This window comes from Hymenobacter sp. YC55 (assembly GCF_029433095.1).
GTDB lineage: Bacteria > Bacteroidota > Bacteroidia > Cytophagales > Hymenobacteraceae > Hymenobacter.
The window spans coordinates 936,050-953,994 of record NZ_JARNTX010000001.1 but is presented as its reverse complement, the minus strand read 5'-3'; the positions used below and the strand labels follow the sequence as shown (position 1 = coordinate 953,994).

The following is a 17,945-nucleotide window of genomic DNA, read 5'->3' as shown; positions in this document are numbered from 1 at the left end:
GTTGGTTGCTGCGCAGAACGCAGAAGATGTCATTCAGAGAGTCTTTATGCTTTTCGAACCGCCACCCGCAGCTTGGCACTCCGGGCTCGGCTGTTGGCGGCTACTTCTTCGGCCGAAGCTTCCACGGGTTTGCGGGTTACTACGTCGAAGGGTTGGTTGGTATTGCCGAAGAGGTCTTTTTCCGCTTCGCCAAAGAATTTGCCTTTGGCCATGAAGTTCTTCACTAACCGGTCTTCCAAGGAATGGTAGCTCATTACCACTAAGCGCCCACCGGGGCGGAGCACCTGCGCAGTAGCCGACAACATTTCTTGTAACGCCTCCATTTCCTCGTTGGCCTCGATGCGTAGCGCCTGGAAGACCTGCGCCAAGTACTTGTTTTCCTTGCCGCGCGGCGTGCAGCTGACAATAGCCTTCTTTAGTTCGGCAATGGTCTTGATGCTTTGTCCGCGCCGCGCCGATACCACTGTTTGGGCCAAGGTACGGGCGTTGGTTACTTCGCCGTACATGCCAAAGATGCGGTGCAAGTCGGCTTCCGGGTAATCGTTGATGATGTCGGCGGCAGTGGGGCCGTCTTCGGCGTTCATGCGCATATCCAGCGGGCCATCGAAGCGGGTACTGAAACCCCGCTCCGGCGTATCGAACTGATGCGACGACACGCCCAAATCGGCCAGCAAGCCATCAACCGGCAGCGCGTCTCGCTTCCTGAGTTCGGTGTACAGGTCGCGGAAATTAGCCCGTACGAATGTGAACTGCGGGCGCGCCAGCTTCTGGGCTTCACGCTCGGCATCGGCATCTTGGTCGAAGCTGTAAAGGTGGCCGGTGGTGAGGTGCTCCAGGATACGGGCCGAGTGGCCACCGCCACCAAACGTCACGTCCACATACCGGCCGTCGGGTTGCAGGTTGAGCGCCTCTAGGCACTCGCGCAGCATCACCGGGCGGTGGTAGTCAGCATCGTTGAGGTAGTTGGGAGTTGTGCTCATGCGGCCAGGGGGCCGCCAGGGCCGTTTTCGGTGGTTAGGAATTTTTGGGCCAGCTTCGAGAAAGTTGGCTGGTCCTTGATCAGGTATTCGTCGTAGCGGGTAGGATCCCAGATTTCGCACCGGTTGCCTAGTCCCACTATAATGGCTTCCTTCTCGATGCCCGAGTAGCGGACCATGCTCCGGGGCAGCATAAACCGCCCGATGGTATCAAGTTCCACCTCCGTCATTCCCCGGAAGAAGTTGCGCTGAAACTGACGGTACTCTTCGTTGAACTCGTCGAGCGCCATCACCTTGTCGTGAATGATACGCCACGACTCGCGTGGGTACAGCACCAGACAGGGTTCAAACCCACGCACCAACACGAGCTGGTTGCCCGAGGCTTCCGGCAAGTTGCCTTTCACCTTGGCCGGCAGCACCAGCCGCCCTTTCGGGTCCAGCTTGCATTCGTATTCGCCGGAGAGCAGGTTCATGGGTTGAGGCAGGGCAGTGGGGAGGGATGTTAGCAAAAGTACACAATGCCCTAGAAAAGGCCACCACGATTTACCATTTTCTACCACTATGCAAAAAAGCTGTTTCCAAGCACTGGACGCGGTTTTCAGTACTTAACTAAAGATTTTAGCCAAGGTTATAAGTGGGCTAAACACCTGTTTTGACAGAATGTCAGTACAATAAATCTATCTCCAGCTACCGCTTACCAGAAGCCCTACTGTGGAGCTTATACCTCGAAATCAAGCCCTGTTAAAACCTAACATTCTTAGAAATCAGCTGCTCGATTCTATGGGTTGATTCACTTAAACAGCCAGCTAAACAAGGGGCTGTTGTATGGCTTAAGAAGCTTACTGTGATTGGAATTGATGCACCTCTAACTTCGTCCCTGATACCAGCTGTACCCCGCACCTTTTGGCTAGTATTATGGTTTGTACCTTTGTGCAGATGAAGCGTCCTCTCTCCCACCGGTTGTTCAGCGCGTTGCTGGCGTTGCTTGTTCTCACCGCCTCGGTGGGGATGACGGTGCAGCAGCATACCTGCCACCTAAGTGGAAACCGGACAGCTTCGGTTGTCTTCACTACACCGCAGCACCGGTGCCCCGCCCCTAAGTCAGAAACCGGGTACCACCTCCATTCCAGCCAGACCCAACTAAAAGCGGCGTGCTGCGACTTCAGCGCCCATCTGCACAAGCTGGACGCTCCTACGTCGGCGCTTACGTGGGCGAAGCTGCTACCCACGCCTTTGGTAGCTACGTGGTGGCCTACTCCAAGCTGGCCTACCTTACCTCCTGTCCTGCTGGTTGCTCAGGCCGATGCCTGGCACGCAGCCGATAGTTCGCCGCCACTGCGAGCAGGGCGAGTTTTGCTTTCGTTTATCGGGGTGCTAGTGATTTAGCATTTATTCCGCGTCAGCTCTCCTAGCTGACACACGAAAACCCACGCACTATAGTGTTGGGCTATTTTTCTCCGGAACAAATGTTAACTTGTTAGTACTATGCTCTTTCCTTTGAGGCCTCGCCTTGCCGCTACCCTTAGCCTGATGCTGAGCGGTTCGGTAGCCGCGCTGGCTCAATCTTCTACCGACGCCTTGGCGCCCGTGCGGGGTCAGGTGACCGACGCCACGGCGGCCAAGCCGTTGCCGGGCGCAGTGGTTCGCTGGCTTGGCACCGCTGATGCTGCTACCACCGACAATGCCGGCAGCTTCGCCCTTCCGCGGCCGGCCCGCGCCGAAGACAGCCGTTTAATTATCAATGCCCTCGGCTACAGTGCCGATACCGTTGCCGTAGCCACCACCGTCAGCCCGTATGTACGGGTGGCTCTGCGGCCCAGCGCCGAGCTAGGCGAAGTAAAAATAGAGGGCCGCGCGCCCTCCTACTCTTCCCTCACGCCTACCAATACACAGGTTATTACCAGCCGCGACTTAACCAAGTCGGCGTGCTGCAACTTGGCGGAAAGCTTTGAAACCAACGCGGCCGTGGAGGTTTCCACTACCGATGCCGTATCTGGGGCCAAGCAGATCCAGTTGCTCGGGCTCGATGGTGCCTACTCCTTGCTAACCATCGACAACCTACCGGCTTTGCGGGGCCTCTCCACGCCGTACCGCCTCAACTATCTCTCTGGCACTTGGATTGAAAGCATCGACATCATCAAGGGCATGGGCTCGGTGGTGAACGGCTACGAAAGCATTTCCGGCCAAGTGAACGTGCGCCTTAAGGAGCCGGAAAAAGCGGAGCGTTTGCTCTTCAACGCCTACGGCAACGACCTCGGCAAATTCGACCTCAACCTGAACCTGGCTACCCCTCTAAGCAAGAAGGTGTCCACGGCCCTGCTGCTGCACTCCGACCATCTAGGCCGCCGCGTCGACCGGAATAAGGATGGCTTCATGGACCTCCCGCTAGCCACGCAGTACAACGTGTTCAACAAGTGGAAATACCTGTCGGGCAAAGGACTAGTGACGGAAATTGGGTTGGGGGCGCTACGCGAAACGCGGGAAGGCGGACAGCTAAGCTTCCGACCCGATGCGGACGATGCGTACCGGCAGAGCTATGGCTTTACCAGCCGAACGAACCGGTACACGGGTTTCGCCAAAACGTCGTACACCTGGCCTGGCCGGCCCTACCAGAGCCTCGGGTTGCTGCTGAGCGGTACCCACCACGACTTCAACTCCACGTATTCCTACAAGCAAGCGCCTTTTGAGCCGCGGCAGTACGACGGCACCCAACGCACCGGCCTCGCCACGCTGCTCTTTCAGAGCGTAATAGGTACCACCGCCCACACCTACCGCGTGGGCTTGAGCTACTTGCACGACGACTACCGGGAGGTGTTCCGCAACGGTATCAACTACCTCAACGAAACGCCAGCGGCCCGCTACGACCGGCAGCACCGCAACCGCCTGGAGAATGTACCGGGTGGGTTTGCGGAGTACACCTACCAGAACTCGCGCAACCTGATCCTGGTGGGTGGCCTGCGCCTCGACCGGCACAATCTCTACGGCTGGCAGCTTACGCCCCGTTTCAACCTGAAGTACGATGCCACCAAAAATTCGGTACTACGGCTGGCGGCTGGTACGGGCTTCCGGGTAGCCAACCCGATTGCCGACAATATCGGCTCGTTGCTTAGTGCCCGCGAATTCGTGATTTCCCCGAACCTGCGCCCCGAAAAAGCCTGGAACGTAGGGGGTAGCCTCACGCAATACTTTACGGTAGCCGGCCGCAACGCCACCTTCGTAGCCGACTATTACCACACCGAGTTCCAGAACCAAGTGGTAGCTGATATGTACACCGTACCGAGCTTACTGCTGATCAATAACTTAGAGTCCGGTGGCCGCTCTTTCTCGCGGAGCTTCCAAGCCGAAGTACAGGTGGAACCCGTCAAAGGCCTCACGACAAAAGCAGCCTACAAGTACCTGGACGTGAAAACCTCCTACGAAGGCCAATTGCTACGGCGCCCCATGACGGTGCCGCACCGGCTCTTCTTCAATGTGGGCTATGCCACGGCTTTCGATAAATGGCGGGCTGACTTCACCGTGCAAGGCTTCGGCCAACGGCCCTTGGCGCCACACCCTGGCGAAGGTCACCAGCACGGCTCCGGCGAAATGAGCCTGCCGTATTCCCCACGCTTTGCGCTACTTAACACGCAACTTACGCGTGCCTTTAAACGGTTTGAAGTGTATGCCGGAGTTGAAAACCTAACTAATTATCGCCAGGACAATCCTATCCAAAGTGCTGCAGCTCCTTTCAGCCAAGACTTCGACGCGGCTATGGTGTACGGCCCCACGTATGGCCGCCTGACCTATGCCGGACTACGCTTTCGGATAGAATAATGGTTGGTAAATCTGTTGCTGTTGTTGGAAGCGGCACAGTATTCGTTGCTTTTTTGTTGTCTTCTCAAGCTCCTTTGCGCTTCGGCGCTAACTTTTATATCTCATGAAGTCTCTCAAAACCATCCTGCTAGCTTTGTTCACGCTGTTAACAGCTCAAGTGGCACAAGCCCAAACTGCACCCAAGGCGAAAGCAAAAGCCGCTGGTACCGAGCAGGTGCAGCTAAAGACCTCTGCCGTGTGCGACATGTGCAAGACGCGCCTCGAAAAAGCCATGGCCTATGAAAAGGGAGTGCAGGCTGCCGTTCTAGATGTGCCCACGCAGGTGCTCACCGTCACTTACCGCCCCGATAAAACCTCACCGGAAAACCTGCGCACCGCCGTGCAAAAAACCGGCTACGACGCCGACGCTCAGCCCGCTGACGCCCGTGCCTACGACCGCCTGCCCGACTGCTGCAAGAAAACCAACGCAGTTCATACCAAAGAAGGCAGCAAGTAATAGCTATCAAGCATAGCTCTTGCTCTTAAATAAAAAAGGCTCTCCTGGTGCAGGAGAGCCTTTTTTGTGTAAATGTAAATAAGACATTTGTCATTCCGACGCAAGAGGAATCTGACATAATTCTACTCAGATTCCTCCTGCGTCGGAATGACAAATGCTTGCCTTATTATCAAATTAAATTCGCTTATCGGAGTTGACACCCGGAAGCTTATTTAGTTTGCCACAGCCGCCACCACGGCAAATAGGGCTGGTCGTGGTGCTCGTAGTGGTACCCAAAAAAGTAGCAGCTCACAAAAGCCCATAAGTGGTGCCGAAACTGGCTGCGCGACTTATGCGGATTATCGGGCGCGTGCTCACCCCGGTGCGGCAGGTAAGTACCGAAAAAAAACAGCTGCAACGTAGCCAGTACGGCTGGTATCATCCAGAAGGCAATGACATTCGCTTGCGGAAAGTACAGCTTCAGCACGTTGTAGGTAGCAGCCATCAACAGCACCTGCCACACGGTTACGTAATTCCAGGCGAAGCGCACAAACCATGGCAGAAAACCAGGGTGGCGGCCGTCGTGGAAATCAGGGTCATCGTCGGTGCCTACGTGGCGGTGGTGCTGATGGTGCTTAGGCAGCATACGGGGAAACCAGTTGAAGGCAAACAAACCAGCCGCTACTGTACCGATGCTGTTATTTACTTTTTTGTTTGGGCTCACTACTCCGTGCATGGCATCATGCGCCGTGATAAAGAGGCCGGTGTACAGGTGCGTTTGCAGCAACGCCAACAAATACGGCCAAAGCGTTGTCCAGTCGGGTTGATAGACCGCCAACAGAAAGGCTAGCAGCCCGGCCCATGCAGCCACAATCAGCATCGCTACCGCCACGCCCTTGTAGCCAAGCGGCGCGGGCTTCACCCGTTTGGGAGTAGCTGAGTAACTGAGTGCCTGCGTAGTGGAGCCCATATGTTATGTACGAATAAAATCAAATCAACCGTCAGCGGCAACCTTGTTTCGTTGCTTGACTACGCCACCGCCGCAGGATACGTTCAGCGCCCGCCTCACAAACTTTAGTTTCCGGCTGTGTACCAACAACCGTAGTAGGCGCGGGCGCCCGCTGTGCTCGTACGCCAAGCAGGAGCTTAGCGGTGCCTCAATAGCCGTTCAGCTACGCTTCTACAGTGCCAGCAGCGCGTCGCGCACTTGCTCCATCAGCCACATAGGCGTGCTGGTGGCGCCACAGATGCCCACCGACTGCCCTGGTTGAAACCATGTAGGGCAGATTTCTTCTACCTTGGATATGAAGTGCGTGGCTGGGTTGGTGTCCTTGCAAACTTGATACAGCACTTTCCCATTCGAGCTTTTCGTGCCCGAAACAAACACAACTTGGTCGTACTGCTCGGCGAAGCGGCGCAAATCTTTGTCGCGGTTGCTTACTTGGCGGCAGATGGTATCGTTGGCGTTGATTTGGTAACCTCGCTGTTCTAGCTCGCCTTTGATGCGGTAGAAGGAGTCGGTGCTTTTGGTGGTTTGGCTGTAGAGCGTGATGTTGGAAGGCAGCTCGTGGCGCAGCAACTCATCGAGGCTCTCAAACACCACGGCGTTGCCGCTGGTCTGGCCTAAGAGGCCGCGCACCTCGGCGTGACCGTGCTTGCCGTAAATGAAAATCTTCTCCTGCTTGTCGTAACTGGTTTTGATGCGGTTTTGCAACTTGAGCACCACGGGGCAAGAAGCATCAATAAGCGTCAGATTGTTTTCCAGCGCCATTTGGTAGGTACTTGGCGGCTCACCGTGTGCCCGAATCAATACGGCCTCGTTGCGGAGTTGCTCGAACTGCTCGTAGCCGATGATGCGCAAGCCACGCTTTTCCAGGCGCTGCACTTCTTCATCGTTGTGCACGATGTCGCCTAGGCAATACAAGTAGCCTTGTTCATCGAGGATGTCTTCGGCCATTTGAATGGCATAGATAACGCCGAAGCAAAAGCCGGAATTGGGGTCGATACGGACACTCAGGTGTTGCGGCATAACGCAGGAATAACCGCGGATGGGGTCGGAAGGTTGCGGGGTTGCCGTTCAGCTGGCCACAAAAAATACGTAATCTTGTTTGAAACCGGATGTTGGCTCGATGGTTCAGCTTACATCCGCCGAAATACGTGCTGTCCTTCCAAGTCCCTAATTAGCTGCTCATCCAACGGACTATCCTTTACTACGGCATTATCAAGCCAAAAGGTCGGATTATAAAGCCGAGCCATTACTTGCTCTAGATCTTTGTTTTTGCGGGGCACATCGGCATAGGCATGCCCGGCTAGGCGCGGCGTGTAGTGGTAGAAAAAGAAGGTGCTAGCAATGTGCGTGCTATCTAGTTTACCATCTGCCTGTTGCGTCACGAGGGTGCACTGCGCGCGCGTGCTAGCCAGCCGTGTAAGCGAATCGGCTACGGGCGTGTAGTCGGACACCACGCGAAAGGCATCCGATTCTATATGCGTACCGGGCTGGTCATTCAACTTCAGCAGACTACTGGCCGAAAACGTCATTTCACGCCGGTGCAAGGCGGCTGTCTTCCTATCTATATAAAGTAGCCCACTCGGGGCCGTTTTAGTGGTTTGCATTTTCGGTTGAAAGTAGACTACGGCTAGTTCGCGGCCCTGGCTGGTTTGAATTTCCTTGAGCGTAAAATCAAACTGTTGAAGCGCCTGCGCCCCAAGCGGCGTCAGTAGTTTTTCACGCCGCGGGTTCTTACTAAACGTGGGCAGCACCACCCGGATAAGGGCCGAGAAATTGGTGAACGTGAAGCCACCTGGCCGCACGGCGTAGCGGCTCTCGCCTAGGTCCCACCCTTCTATTTGGCGGTTGTTGAACTTGACATCGTAGAAGGCATCGAAAAACTCGCAGTAGGTACCGTTGTAGCGGGTTTTTTGCCGATAGAACGCCTTACCGTAATACACTTGCTTCTCATACCGAAGCAGCTTGGCCGAAGCTCGCTGCACCAATTCCCGTACTTCCTGCTCGGGGTTGCGGACCCGCACTTCGGGCAGTGCCACCGCATTGGCCGGCAGCACAACCATCAAGGGCGAAGTGGTGGAGCTTACTTGCACCGTAGTGGGCGCGTAGCCGATACTAAGTACTTCTAGCTGCTGCGGCAACGAGGCCACCCGCAAGCTGAACTCGCCTGCTTCGTTGGTGGCGGTGCCTTGCTGACTGCCTTTCACGCCCACGCTGGCGTAGGGTATCGGCCGCTGCAATTCGTCTACCACAAGCCCCGTCAAGGTAGCGTTCTGTGCTACTACGGTGGGTGTGGCTAGTACTAAGGCACTAGTTATAATTGACAGCTTCATCGAATTTGATAGCAAAAGTATAGACAGCTAGTTAGCAGGGTAAGGAATGGACGCCGTTTCCACTGATTTAGTACAGTTCCGCTCGTTCAACGCTCTAAGCTACCCGTTGCGTCTGTGTAGGCTGCGCTTACATCAACCGCTGCCTAGGGTAGACAAAAAAGAAGCTCCCATTGGGAGCTTCTACTAGATTGAGTTGCTGCAGTCGGCTAGAGTTGAGCCAGCTTCTGCGCATCGGCTTCCGAAACGTGGCCCCGGTCGACCATAAAGCTGCGTACCAATCCAAACGATTCAGCGTCGAGGCCGGACTTGGGGTGTTGAAGCAGCGTGTTCAGCAGAAACTGCCGGTCCTCGTCGACGTGCTGGCTTAACCCTAAGAAAGAGGGCAAATTGCTTTCCACGCTCAGGCGCAGGAAGCGAATTTCGGCGTTGTTTGCATTCAGCTTGACCGCTTCATCGAACTGCTTGGTGGCGTTTTGCACGTAGGTCAACTTGTTGAACATCGAGGCGTCGCGGGCCCGGATGGCTTCGGCGGCAGCTTTGTAGGCTAGCACCACGGCGTCTTGCTCACGGTATACCGACATCAACTGGTAAAACTTCTCACCGGCTTCTTTGCTGGTAGCGGCCTCTTGGTACTGACGGCGCAGGTTGGAAACGGAGTAGGACATCTTTTCTATTCGGGGTGAGGAAGTGAAAATCAGGAATGGCTGCGCCGGAGCCACTGTGGATTTCACTTCAGAAAGGGAGGTAAGGCAAACAAAAGTGAGAAGACAACGAAGGTAGTACGGCTTCACTCGGCAGAGGATTCGTGGATGAATGAGCGGTTCTCCCCCACGTTGTCATTCCGTTCTTCGCTTGATACGCGGAATGACAACATAGCAAAGCAACGCTTCAAATTGCCCGAAGGCGGTAGCGAAAGTACGAACCCATCAATAAAAGCAGCTTGGTATTGTCGGGAACGCGCACCCGCTCTCCCAAAATCCGTGCCGCCGGCAGCTGCCGAATCTTATGAAACAGCTTGAGGTAGTACACATACGCCAGGTACACCCCAAGCCGGGCCGAACGCGGCAGCTGCATGATGCCCACGTAGGCGGCATCGAAATCGGCCCGTATATCGGCCTCTATTTCCCGCTTTACGGTATCGTCAAACCGCTCGTACGACACGCCGGGAAAGTATACGCGGCCTCGCTCGTCGTAGTCGGAGCGAATGTCGCGCAGGAAATTCACCTTCTGAAACGCCGATCCTAGCCGCCGCGCCGGCTCCCGCAGCCGTTGAAACATAGCTTCGTCGCCCTCGCAGAAAATACGCAAGCACATCAGCCCCACCACTTCTGCCGAGCCATAGATGTACTTCTCGTACAACGACTGGTTGTAGCTGCGGTCGTCGAGGTCCATTTCCATGCTGTACAGAAAGGCATCGATGAACTCACGGTCTATGTTGTAGGCGTGTACCACGTCCTGAAAGGCGTGCAGCACCGGGTTCAAGCTTAGTTTTCGCGCCAAGGCTTCATCCGTCTGCAGCTTGAAATCAGCAAATAGCGCCGCCTTGTCGTGGTCGTGGAAGGTATCCACAATCTCATCGGCCCACCGCACAAACCCATACACGGCATACACTGGCAGGTGAAACCGCCCTTCGAGCGTGCGGATACCGAGCGTGAAGGACGTGCTGTAGCGCTGCGTGATAAGCTTGCTGCACGCTCGGCTGGTTTCAGTGAATAAGGCGACGTGGTCCAAGGCGGGGTTGGTAACGGAGTTACTAAGTGAAGATAAATAGAACTCTCTATTCTACTAGAAAGACAAGCAAAAGCGTCCTCAGTGCGCCAACTCAGGCACAACAGGCTTTGCCGGAACTGGAAACTCTTTCTCTATTTCGCCGGCCACCACCTGCCCGGAAATAAGCGAGGGCGGCACCCCAGGGCCGGGCACAGTTAGCTGGCCCGTAAAATACAGGTTGCTGACCTTGTTGCTTTTAAGTGAGGGTTTCAGAATAGCGGTTTGACGCAAGGTATTTGCTAAGCCATAGGCGTTGCCCTTATAGCTGTGGTAGTCCTGCACGAAGTCCTGGTGAGCGTAGCTGCGCTTGAACACCACCGCGTCGCGGATGCTGTGGCCACAGTGGCGCTCCAACCGGTCCATGATGAGGTGGTAGTAATGCTCCCGGGTTTCTTCGGGGTCGGGCAGGTTGGGCGCCACCGGAATCAGCAGAAACAGGTTTTCGCAGCCGGGAGGCGCCACGCTTGGGTCCGTTACGCTGGGCGTGGAAGCGTAGAACAGCGGGCGGCTCGGCCACTTCGGCTGCTCGTATATCTCCTCGGCGTGCAGCGCAAAATCTTCGTCGAAAAACAGGTTGTGATGACGCAGCTTGTCGAGCCGCTTGTTCACGCCCAAGTAGAACAGCAGCGACGAGGGCGCCATGGTGCGCTTGTCCCAATAGGATTCGCTGTAGTGGCGCCACTCGGGAGCCAGCAGGTGCTGCTCGGCGTGGTGGTAGTCGGCGCCGGCTACTACTATGTCGGCGGGGCGGAAGCCGGTAGCGGTTTGCACACCGGTGGCCCGGCCCTTTTCCACCACTATCAGCTGCACTTCCTGGTTGTATTCCAGCGTTACGCCTTGCTCTTGTGCCAGCTTCACCATGCCCTCCACTATCTTGTGCATACCACCCATGGGGTACCAAGTACCAAGCGCCAAGTCGGCGTAGTTCATGAGCGAGTACAGAGCAGGCGTATTCTCGGAGGTAGCTCCTAGAAAGAGAATGGGAAACTCGACCAGTTCGAGCAGGCGCGCGTCTTTAAAGAACTTGCGGACGTGCTTGTGCATGCTTTGCAGCAAATCGAGCCGTACGGCATCTACCAGCAGGCGCGGGTCGGCAAATTCCAACAACGATCGGCCGGGCATGTGCACAAACTTGCCAATGCCGACTTCATACTTATACGCAGCCTGCCGCAGAAACTCATCGAGCCGTGCCCCGCTACCCGACTCATAGCGCTCAAACAACGCCCGCAACTCGCTCATGGCTGCCGGAATATCGACTGCCTCAGGGCCTTTGAACACCACCTGATACGACGGATCTAGCCGCACCAAATCGTAGTAATCGGCTACCTTCTTGCCGAAGCGGCCGAAGTATTGCTCGAAGATATCGGGCATCCAGTACCAGCTCGGCCCCATGTCAAAGGTGAAGCCCTCGGCCTTGAATACCCGCGCCCGGCCGCCAGGACCTTCGTTTTTTTCCAGAATAGTGACGCGGTAACCGCGTTGCGCCAAAGAAGTAGCCGCCGACAGGCCCGCAAAACCGGAGCCAATAACAATCACATGTTTACTCACAGACTCGAATCACTGGTTTGCGCTGGTGTATGTTGTTTCCTTGGTGCCGCTGCTACAAAGGTGAAGAATCAAGCCTAAACCTTTAGCAGCAGTTATGTAACATGCGTTGTAGCAGAACAGCATCTATAAGATACCGGCGAAGGCAGCAGAGGTTTTCGCTAGCTCGTCATTCAACGAAATAAGCTGAATAAGGGCGAAACAGCGACAAAACAAACCGGGCCGCGAACAACGCTGAAGTAGCGTCGTTCGCGGCCCGTGATACGCCCGGGGCGGGGTATACTCTCTCCCTATTCCCTACTCGCCGGGGGCGTATGTCTTAAGCGCATCCTTCAGCTCCTTGCGGGCAATGTGAATGCGGTTCTTGACGGTGCCAATCGGAATTTGCAGCTTCTCCGCAATTTCCAGGTACTTATAGCCAATGTAGTACATCATAAACGGCGTCCGGTAGTCGGCCGATAGACCAGCAATGGCTTGGTTGATGTCAGTTACTACGAAGTCGGAGGTAGCGCCGTTGTGCGTAATGTAATTTTCGTCGGTATTGAAGTACTGGAAGTACTCGGTGCTATCAATGTTGCTGTTGCGCTTCGTTATCTTATTGTAGTTATTGATAAACGTGTTGCGCATGATGGTATACAACCAAGCCTTCAGGTTGGTACCAGCTTTAAACTTGTCTTTGTTCAATAACGCTTTAAGCAAAGTCTCTTGAACCAGGTCCTTCGCATCATCAGCGTCGCGGGTCAGGTTCATCGCCACGGGCTTTAGGGAGTAGGAAATCTTCTGTACTTGACTGGTGAATTCCAAAGAGGTCATACTGTTTAGCTTTTCGTGGCAAAAGGTTAAACAAATATACGAGCCAATTTTGAAGTCGGGTAACGCCTGCTCAACTATTTTTCGCCCCTCTTTCAACTGCTAGTATAGCGTCAAGCAAAGTACGAAGCGTCTGATTATCAGGATGATTTAGGCCGTGCAAAATTCGGCAGCTCACCTATTACACCCCCTCCACTATATTGCTAAATTGCTCGATGAACCGAACTTTATTCTAGACAAACAAGGCAATTATGGAGATAAAATTTCAGGCAGAAATTTCCTTTAAACAAGTTAAATTTTTGTTACTCCTTGCTTTCAACCCCTATCTGAAGCTCGTCGGCCAAGGTTAAAAATTCGGGCATAAACCGAAAACGGGTGGCATTGCTAGGTAATTGCAGCCCTTCTATATGTGCTAATGGGCCGTAGAAGCAAAGCAATTTGTTGGGGCAGAGGGTAGTCAGGCTATTTACAAAGTCCTGCACTCGGTCCCGCTCCGGCACCGCCGTCATCACCGTACAAAGCGCATACGGCTGATACGTTTCACATACGGCTTGGAGCTCTCTGATGGGCAGGTTTTGACCTAGATACAACACGTGGTGGCCCCGAACACGCAACGCGTAGTTCATGAACAGCAACGCCAGTTCATGCATTTCACCTTCCGGCAGAAACAGCACCCAGCGGTGTGCTTTTGTAGGCTGTACCGAAGCAAGCTTATCGGTGGCGGCCATCATCTTTTGGCGCACCAGATTCGTGACCAAGTGCTCCTGCGCTGGATTTACGCTACCAGCTTGCCACATAACGCCTATGCGCTGCAGAAACGGATACACCACGTGCATAACCGCAGCCTCAAAGCCGGCCTGCTGGATGGCATGATTAAGTAGGTAGCAAAGCTGCGGCTCGTTCATATCGAGCATGGCAGCTAACAGGCCATTTACTTGCTGACAGTAATCGTGTGCGCCTTCGTTGCAGGATATAACGGCCCGGCATAGCTCTTCCTCACTTAGCTGCGCAACTTTGGATATGCGGTAGCCTTGTCCGCAAAGCGTAGCTACGTTGAGGAGCCTACGCAAGTCGTCGTCACAATAGGTGCGGATGTTGGTGGCCGTGCGAACAGGCTGCAGGATACCATAGCGCTGCTCCCACATCCGAATAGTGTGCGCCTTGATGCCAGAGAGCTGCTCTAGGTCACTGATTGAAAACTGTCCCACTACTAGCTGTCCTTTCCCTCTAATTGCTTGCTTTTGCTGCTGACAGCCGGTTGCCTAAGCGTGCGCGTAGGTGCGGGCTTGCGTAAGGCCAGCGCAAAGTAGCGCGGCGAAACCCACAGCATCCCAAACTCCTCGGAGTTGTCGCGGCTGGTGGTTTTGTGGTGCATTTTGTGAGCCATGTTCAAGGCCCGCAAGTACGTGTTGCGCGACTTGCGCCAGAAGCGCATCCGCCCATGAATCAGCACATCGTGCACAAAAAAGTACACTGTGCCATAGGCCGCAATTCCTACTCCCATCCAGAAGCGGAAATCCTTATCAGGCGTGCCGTACACGATAAGCAGCGCCGAAAGGGCACCGTAGAATAGAAAGAAAAAGTCGTTGCGCTCGAAGTGGTGCGGATGCCGCACATGGTGCGAGCGGTGCAAAAACCACAGTGGCCCATGCAACACAAACTTGTGCATGAACCACGCAATGAACTCCATTCCGAGAAAAGTAGCCGTGGTAGTGGCTACGGCTGCCATTGTTGTCATATAGTTCAGCTAACCACAAGAAGAGGTAGATGTTTGAAGAATTGACAAGGAGTAAAGCAAAAAAGTCTTAAAAACGAGGTATTTGCAGAAGGACACAACAGGCGCGCGGACTTGTTGCACACCGTTCAGCTTAGCTATCCGACAAGCTGAACACTACATTGCCAATTCGTGGTGGAGACCTTGGGGATGCCTTGCAGGGACTAGAGCCTAGAAACTGCTTTAGTTTTCCCAGTTCATCTTCTCCCTTGCCAAGAAGGCAGCAATACCGCGTCGGCAGTCCAAGGTCCCGCGCGCCTCGGCGTTCATCTGGGCAGCGTAGCGCAAACTGTCTTCCAAAGGCATTTCGGGAATGCGGGCTAGCATTTCCTTGGTCAGCTCCATGCTCTGGCTGGAATTTTCTACGCATAGCCGCCGCGCAAAGGCATAAACTTGCGTGGCCAACGTTTCGGCAGGCACTACCTCGTTGATGAGGTGCAGCTCCAGGGCTTTGTGCGCCAGCACCGCGTCGCCGGTAAGCAAGAGTTGCTTGGTGCGGGCCTCTCCTATTTTGCGGAGCAAAAACACACTAACGATAGACGGCAGGAAGCCAATCTTCACTTCAGTGTAGCCAAAACGCGCTTCGGGAACGGCAAATGCAAAGTCGCAGATAGTGGCCAGTCCGCAGCCGCCGGCTAGGGCATGGCCCTGCACCTGGGCAATTACCACCTTTTTGAGGGTGTAAATCTGGTGGAAGAGCTGCATCAGGTGCGTGGAATCGGCCAAATTATCGGTGTAGCCGAAGCCTTGCAGCTCCTGAATGTACGCTAAGTCAGCACCAGCGCAAAAGGCTTCGCCTTCTGCCCGCAGCACAATTACTTTGCAGGCCTCGTCGTCCTCCGCAAAATCAAAGGCCAGCTTCAGCTCCGTTACCATCTCGGCGCTGAGGGCATTGCGTTTTTCAGGACGATTGAGGGTGATATAGCCAATGGCGTCTTGCGCCTCGTAGCGGATGAAGCGCAACGCTTCCAGCTCTTGGGTGGGCATGTTATCCATAGGATTCCGGATTAAGTCAACGGTGAGTGCGGCGTGAGGCTAATAGGGCAACGCCCAACGGCCCGACAGCGCGAACTGTAGAATCGGTTGTAACCAAACCTAACAAAAAGGAAGCGCTCTAAAAACTATATAGCGCGCAAGCAAGCAAACCGGTTTCGCAGGAGCTTAGTTTCTGGTTGCCGCTGATGCTAGCTTATGCACGTAGGCGCCCTGCGCCGTAAGATCATGAACTTGCCAGCCAGCCACTTGCAGTTTAGAATACAAGGAATTGACGTACCAAGATTTGCAGGAAGAATCGAAAATAATCCTTGGATTTGATTTAAAAACGGCAGCCAACGTCTCAGGCCACACGCGGGCATTGCGGCGCAACACCACTATATCCACCGCGCTAGGCTGGCGAGCCGCATCAAGCCGGCCCGACACGAAAGCCACTCGCACTCCACGCCACACCGCCAGCATCACAGCACTGCTATCAACACGTTTCGTGGGTACTGAGCTGCCTTGCCAGCCGGTGTGGTAGCTCACTTGCTGGGCCTCCCGCTCAATGGTGCCAGGCACAATGCGGTAGGTACGCTCCGTCTCGCTTAGAGGCAACGAATCGACGGTGACAACGTGGGCGGCCGCGCCCTGCCAGAACCCCACCACTGACCTGCGCGGAATGCTATAGAAGACCAAGCGCTCATCGGGTGCGAGCCGCTGCGCTGCCCACACGCGGGTGCCTGCAAACACCAGCATCAGCGCGCATGCCATTCCGAGCCAAACCAAGTGCCGTCGTGCCAGAAATGCCAGCAATACCAGAATCATGGCAAAAATCAGCCAGGCCTGCGGTGCCGTAACGTGCACGCCGGAAATCAGCGCGCTCGGCAGAGCCCGGCCAATCCAGAAGATATATTCGTTGAACATCCAGATCATACGCTCGAACACCCAAGCCACTCCTTTCGGGCCCCAATCGAGCACACCAGCTAGCCCCGGTGAAAACTGTCCTATGAAGGCCACAATGCCTTTGAGTGCAAGCAGCCCTAAGCCTACATACACGGCGCCCGAAGAAATAGGCACTGCCACGAGGTTGGAGAGCAGAAAGCTGAGCGGAAACTGATGGAAGTAATACAGCCCCAAAGGAAACGTAGCTACCTGCGCCGCCAACGACAAGGCCGTAGCTTGCCAAGCCTTGTTTAGAAACCAGCCGGAAGCTTGCCAGAAGCGGTTCGTTGCTTTAGAATGCCAAGGCCGCTGCTTGGTTTGAAAATAGCCTTTCACATCAAGCCAATCCTCGATACGCGGCTGCAAATACACGATGCTGATAACGGCCAGAAACGACAACTGGAACCCCACGTCGCACAGCAAGTACGGGTCGTAGCAGAGCAGACAGAACGCCGCTACGGCCAGGGTATTGAACATGTTGGTCTGCCGTCCGCTGGCCTTTGCCAGTATGATGAATGTGAACATCACGGCCGCCCGCAGCACCGAAGCAGAAAGGCCCGTCAGGAAGGCATAGCTCCAAATGAGGCCCAGCCCGAGCAGCGCCGACACCAACCGGAACACAGCTCCGCGCCGGACCCGTATCAGACTCAGCCCCCACGTGACGGCCCCAAACAACAGTCCTACCTGCAAGCCCGATACTGCCATAATATGCGTGGTACCAGTATTGGCGTAAGCCTGCTTGGTTTCCTGATCGACATCATCTTTAATGCCGAGTACCAGCGCCGAAGCCAGCGCGTATTCGCGCTTGGCAACTACGTAGTGCCGAAATACACCATCGAGCACCCGCGCCGCCCGCATGGCTGTAGCCCGCAGGACAGAAGGCGGAGCAATGGCTATTTTCCGGTACTGGTCGGGGTGGACGAACTGCTGGTGGTACACCTGATGGTATTGCAAATAGCGGCGGTAATCGAATTCACCGGGGTTGAGCGGGGCTTTGCTCGGCGCGGGTGCGCCTCGGACCAGCCATACATCGCCGTACAGCGGGGCCACTACACCCGAATCGCGCGGCACTGAAACCCGAATACCGCCCACCGCCGCTTGCCACTTCCCTGCTACCCGAACTGCCGAAACCCGCACGGTGGTAGCGTAGGTAGCAGGGCGCACCACCGTATAGTCGTCTACTACGGCGCGGTAGAATTCCACCTTATCGCCAAACCGGTACAGGTGATTAGCCGCCCGCGACTCCGTTGCCTGCTGCGCCAGGGCGGCGCCCACTACATAAACTGTTACTATCGCCAGCAGGCCAGCCGCATCGGTAGCCGCAGTTCCAGGCTGCCGGCTCGCCCAGTATTGAGTAACCCCAAAAAAAGCCACCATGCCCACCAGTGGCAGCACGAGCGGCGGCAACAACTCTCCGAAATAGAGATAGATTAAAATACCCACCATCAGGGCCAATACCAAGCGCACGAAGGCGTAGGAAGCCCACTGAATTGTAGAAGTCACGAGTTAGCAGCTTATAAATACA

The 17,945-nt window shown here is 55.2% G+C and carries 16 protein-coding genes; 3 read left to right on the top strand and 13 right to left on the bottom strand.

Going from position 1 to position 17,945, the window contains the following annotated elements:
* Positions 1-44 precede the first annotated feature (44 nt).
* Together rsmH and mraZ are read right to left on the bottom strand one after the other, a co-directional pair.
* Positions 45-980: a 16S rRNA (cytosine(1402)-N(4))-methyltransferase RsmH gene (rsmH, locus tag P1X16_RS04110; protein ID WP_277226588.1), complete on the bottom strand. Its 936-nt coding sequence runs from the start codon at positions 978-980 to the stop codon at positions 45-47.
* Positions 977-1,450 carry a division/cell wall cluster transcriptional repressor MraZ gene (gene mraZ / locus P1X16_RS04105; protein WP_277226587.1) on the bottom strand — a complete coding sequence of 158 codons (474 nt, stop codon included), beginning with the start codon at positions 1,448-1,450 and terminating at the stop codon, positions 977-979. Before mraZ ends, rsmH begins: the two co-directional genes overlap by 4 nt.
* 463 nt (positions 1,451-1,913) lie before the next feature.
* Here mraZ and P1X16_RS04100 point away from each other — a divergent pair, with 463 nt between their 5' ends.
* The 3 genes from P1X16_RS04100 (at position 1,914) to P1X16_RS04090 (ending at position 5,286) form a co-directional block, all read left to right on the top strand.
* Positions 1,914-2,363, top strand: a complete 450-nt coding sequence (locus P1X16_RS04100; protein ID WP_277226586.1) for a hypothetical protein — start codon at positions 1,914-1,916, stop codon at positions 2,361-2,363.
* Between the two features lie 99 nt (positions 2,364-2,462).
* On the top strand, positions 2,463-4,790 hold the full coding sequence (locus tag P1X16_RS04095) for a TonB-dependent receptor (protein ID WP_277226585.1): 2,328 nt from the start codon (positions 2,463-2,465) through the stop codon (positions 4,788-4,790).
* 103 nt (positions 4,791-4,893) lie between these two features.
* On the top strand, positions 4,894-5,286 hold the full coding sequence (locus P1X16_RS04090) for a heavy metal-associated domain-containing protein (RefSeq protein ID WP_277226584.1): 393 nt from the start codon (positions 4,894-4,896) through the stop codon (positions 5,284-5,286).
* Between the two features lie 208 nt (positions 5,287-5,494).
* On the opposite strand, the gene P1X16_RS04085 is transcribed toward P1X16_RS04090, so the two are convergent.
* The 11 genes from P1X16_RS04085 to P1X16_RS04035 form a co-directional block, all read right to left on the bottom strand.
* Complete coding sequence (locus tag P1X16_RS04085; protein WP_277229447.1) at positions 5,495-6,145, bottom strand: fatty acid desaturase; 651 nt, start codon at positions 6,143-6,145, stop codon at positions 5,495-5,497.
* A 300-nt stretch (positions 6,146-6,445) separates the two neighbouring features.
* Entirely contained in the window at positions 6,446-7,294 is an 849-nt protein-coding gene (locus P1X16_RS04080) for a 4-hydroxy-3-methylbut-2-enyl diphosphate reductase (RefSeq protein ID WP_277226583.1), read from the bottom strand.
* 110 nt (positions 7,295-7,404) lie between these two features.
* Positions 7,405-8,604, bottom strand: a complete 1,200-nt coding sequence (locus P1X16_RS04075) for a carboxypeptidase-like regulatory domain-containing protein (protein ID WP_277226582.1) — start codon at positions 8,602-8,604, stop codon at positions 7,405-7,407.
* Positions 8,605-8,810: 206 nt separating this feature from the next.
* Positions 8,811-9,335 (bottom strand): hypothetical protein, encoded by a 525-nt coding sequence (locus P1X16_RS04070; protein ID WP_277226581.1) that lies wholly within the window; start codon positions 9,333-9,335, stop codon positions 8,811-8,813.
* Between the two features lie 157 nt (positions 9,336-9,492).
* On the bottom strand, positions 9,493-10,335 hold the full coding sequence (locus tag P1X16_RS04065; protein WP_277226580.1) for a phytoene/squalene synthase family protein: 843 nt from the start codon (positions 10,333-10,335) through the stop codon (positions 9,493-9,495).
* 78 nt (positions 10,336-10,413) lie between these two features.
* On the bottom strand, positions 10,414-11,922 hold the full coding sequence (gene crtI / locus P1X16_RS04060; RefSeq protein WP_277226579.1) for a phytoene desaturase family protein: 1,509 nt from the start codon (positions 11,920-11,922) through the stop codon (positions 10,414-10,416).
* 294 nt (positions 11,923-12,216) lie between these two features.
* The gene (locus tag P1X16_RS04055; protein WP_022823815.1) at positions 12,217-12,732 is read right to left on the bottom strand and encodes a sigma-70 family RNA polymerase sigma factor; all 516 of its coding nucleotides are present in this window, start codon (positions 12,730-12,732) and stop codon (positions 12,217-12,219) included.
* A gap of 299 nt (positions 12,733-13,031) precedes the next feature.
* Complete coding sequence (locus P1X16_RS04050; RefSeq protein WP_277226578.1) at positions 13,032-13,937, bottom strand: MerR family transcriptional regulator; 906 nt, start codon at positions 13,935-13,937, stop codon at positions 13,032-13,034.
* Positions 13,938-13,939: 2 nt separating this feature from the next.
* Complete coding sequence (locus tag P1X16_RS04045; RefSeq protein WP_277226577.1) at positions 13,940-14,467, bottom strand: sterol desaturase family protein; 528 nt, start codon at positions 14,465-14,467, stop codon at positions 13,940-13,942.
* Between the two features lie 219 nt (positions 14,468-14,686).
* Entirely contained in the window at positions 14,687-15,499 is an 813-nt protein-coding gene (locus P1X16_RS04040) for an enoyl-CoA hydratase/isomerase family protein (protein WP_277226576.1), read from the bottom strand.
* Positions 15,500-15,664: 165 nt separating this feature from the next.
* Entirely contained in the window at positions 15,665-17,923 is a 2,259-nt protein-coding gene (locus P1X16_RS04035) for a ComEC/Rec2 family competence protein (protein ID WP_277226575.1), read from the bottom strand.
* Positions 17,924-17,945 lie beyond the last annotated feature (22 nt).

Excerpts from the sequence above, each read along its gene's own strand:
- rsmH (WP_277226588.1), bottom strand. The coding sequence starts at position 980 with ATGAGCACAACTCCCAACTACCTCAACGATGCTGACTACCACCGCCCG.
- mraZ (WP_277226587.1), bottom strand. The coding sequence starts at position 1,450 with ATGAACCTGCTCTCCGGCGAATACGAATGCAAGCTGGACCCGAAAGGG.
- P1X16_RS04100 (WP_277226586.1), top strand. The coding sequence starts at position 1,914 with ATGAAGCGTCCTCTCTCCCACCGGTTGTTCAGCGCGTTGCTGGCGTTG.
- P1X16_RS04095 (WP_277226585.1), top strand. The coding sequence starts at position 2,463 with ATGCTCTTTCCTTTGAGGCCTCGCCTTGCCGCTACCCTTAGCCTGATG.
- P1X16_RS04090 (WP_277226584.1), top strand. The coding sequence starts at position 4,894 with ATGAAGTCTCTCAAAACCATCCTGCTAGCTTTGTTCACGCTGTTAACA.
- P1X16_RS04085 (WP_277229447.1), bottom strand. The coding sequence starts at position 6,145 with ATGCTGATTGTGGCTGCATGGGCCGGGCTGCTAGCCTTTCTGTTGGCG.
- P1X16_RS04080 (WP_277226583.1), bottom strand. The coding sequence starts at position 7,294 with ATGCCGCAACACCTGAGTGTCCGTATCGACCCCAATTCCGGCTTTTGC.
- P1X16_RS04075 (WP_277226582.1), bottom strand. The coding sequence starts at position 8,604 with ATGAAGCTGTCAATTATAACTAGTGCCTTAGTACTAGCCACACCCACC.
- P1X16_RS04055 (WP_022823815.1), bottom strand. The coding sequence starts at position 12,732 with ATGACCTCTTTGGAATTCACCAGTCAAGTACAGAAGATTTCCTACTCC.
- P1X16_RS04045 (WP_277226577.1), bottom strand. The coding sequence starts at position 14,467 with ATGACAACAATGGCAGCCGTAGCCACTACCACGGCTACTTTTCTCGGA.
- P1X16_RS04040 (WP_277226576.1), bottom strand. The coding sequence starts at position 15,499 with ATGGATAACATGCCCACCCAAGAGCTGGAAGCGTTGCGCTTCATCCGC.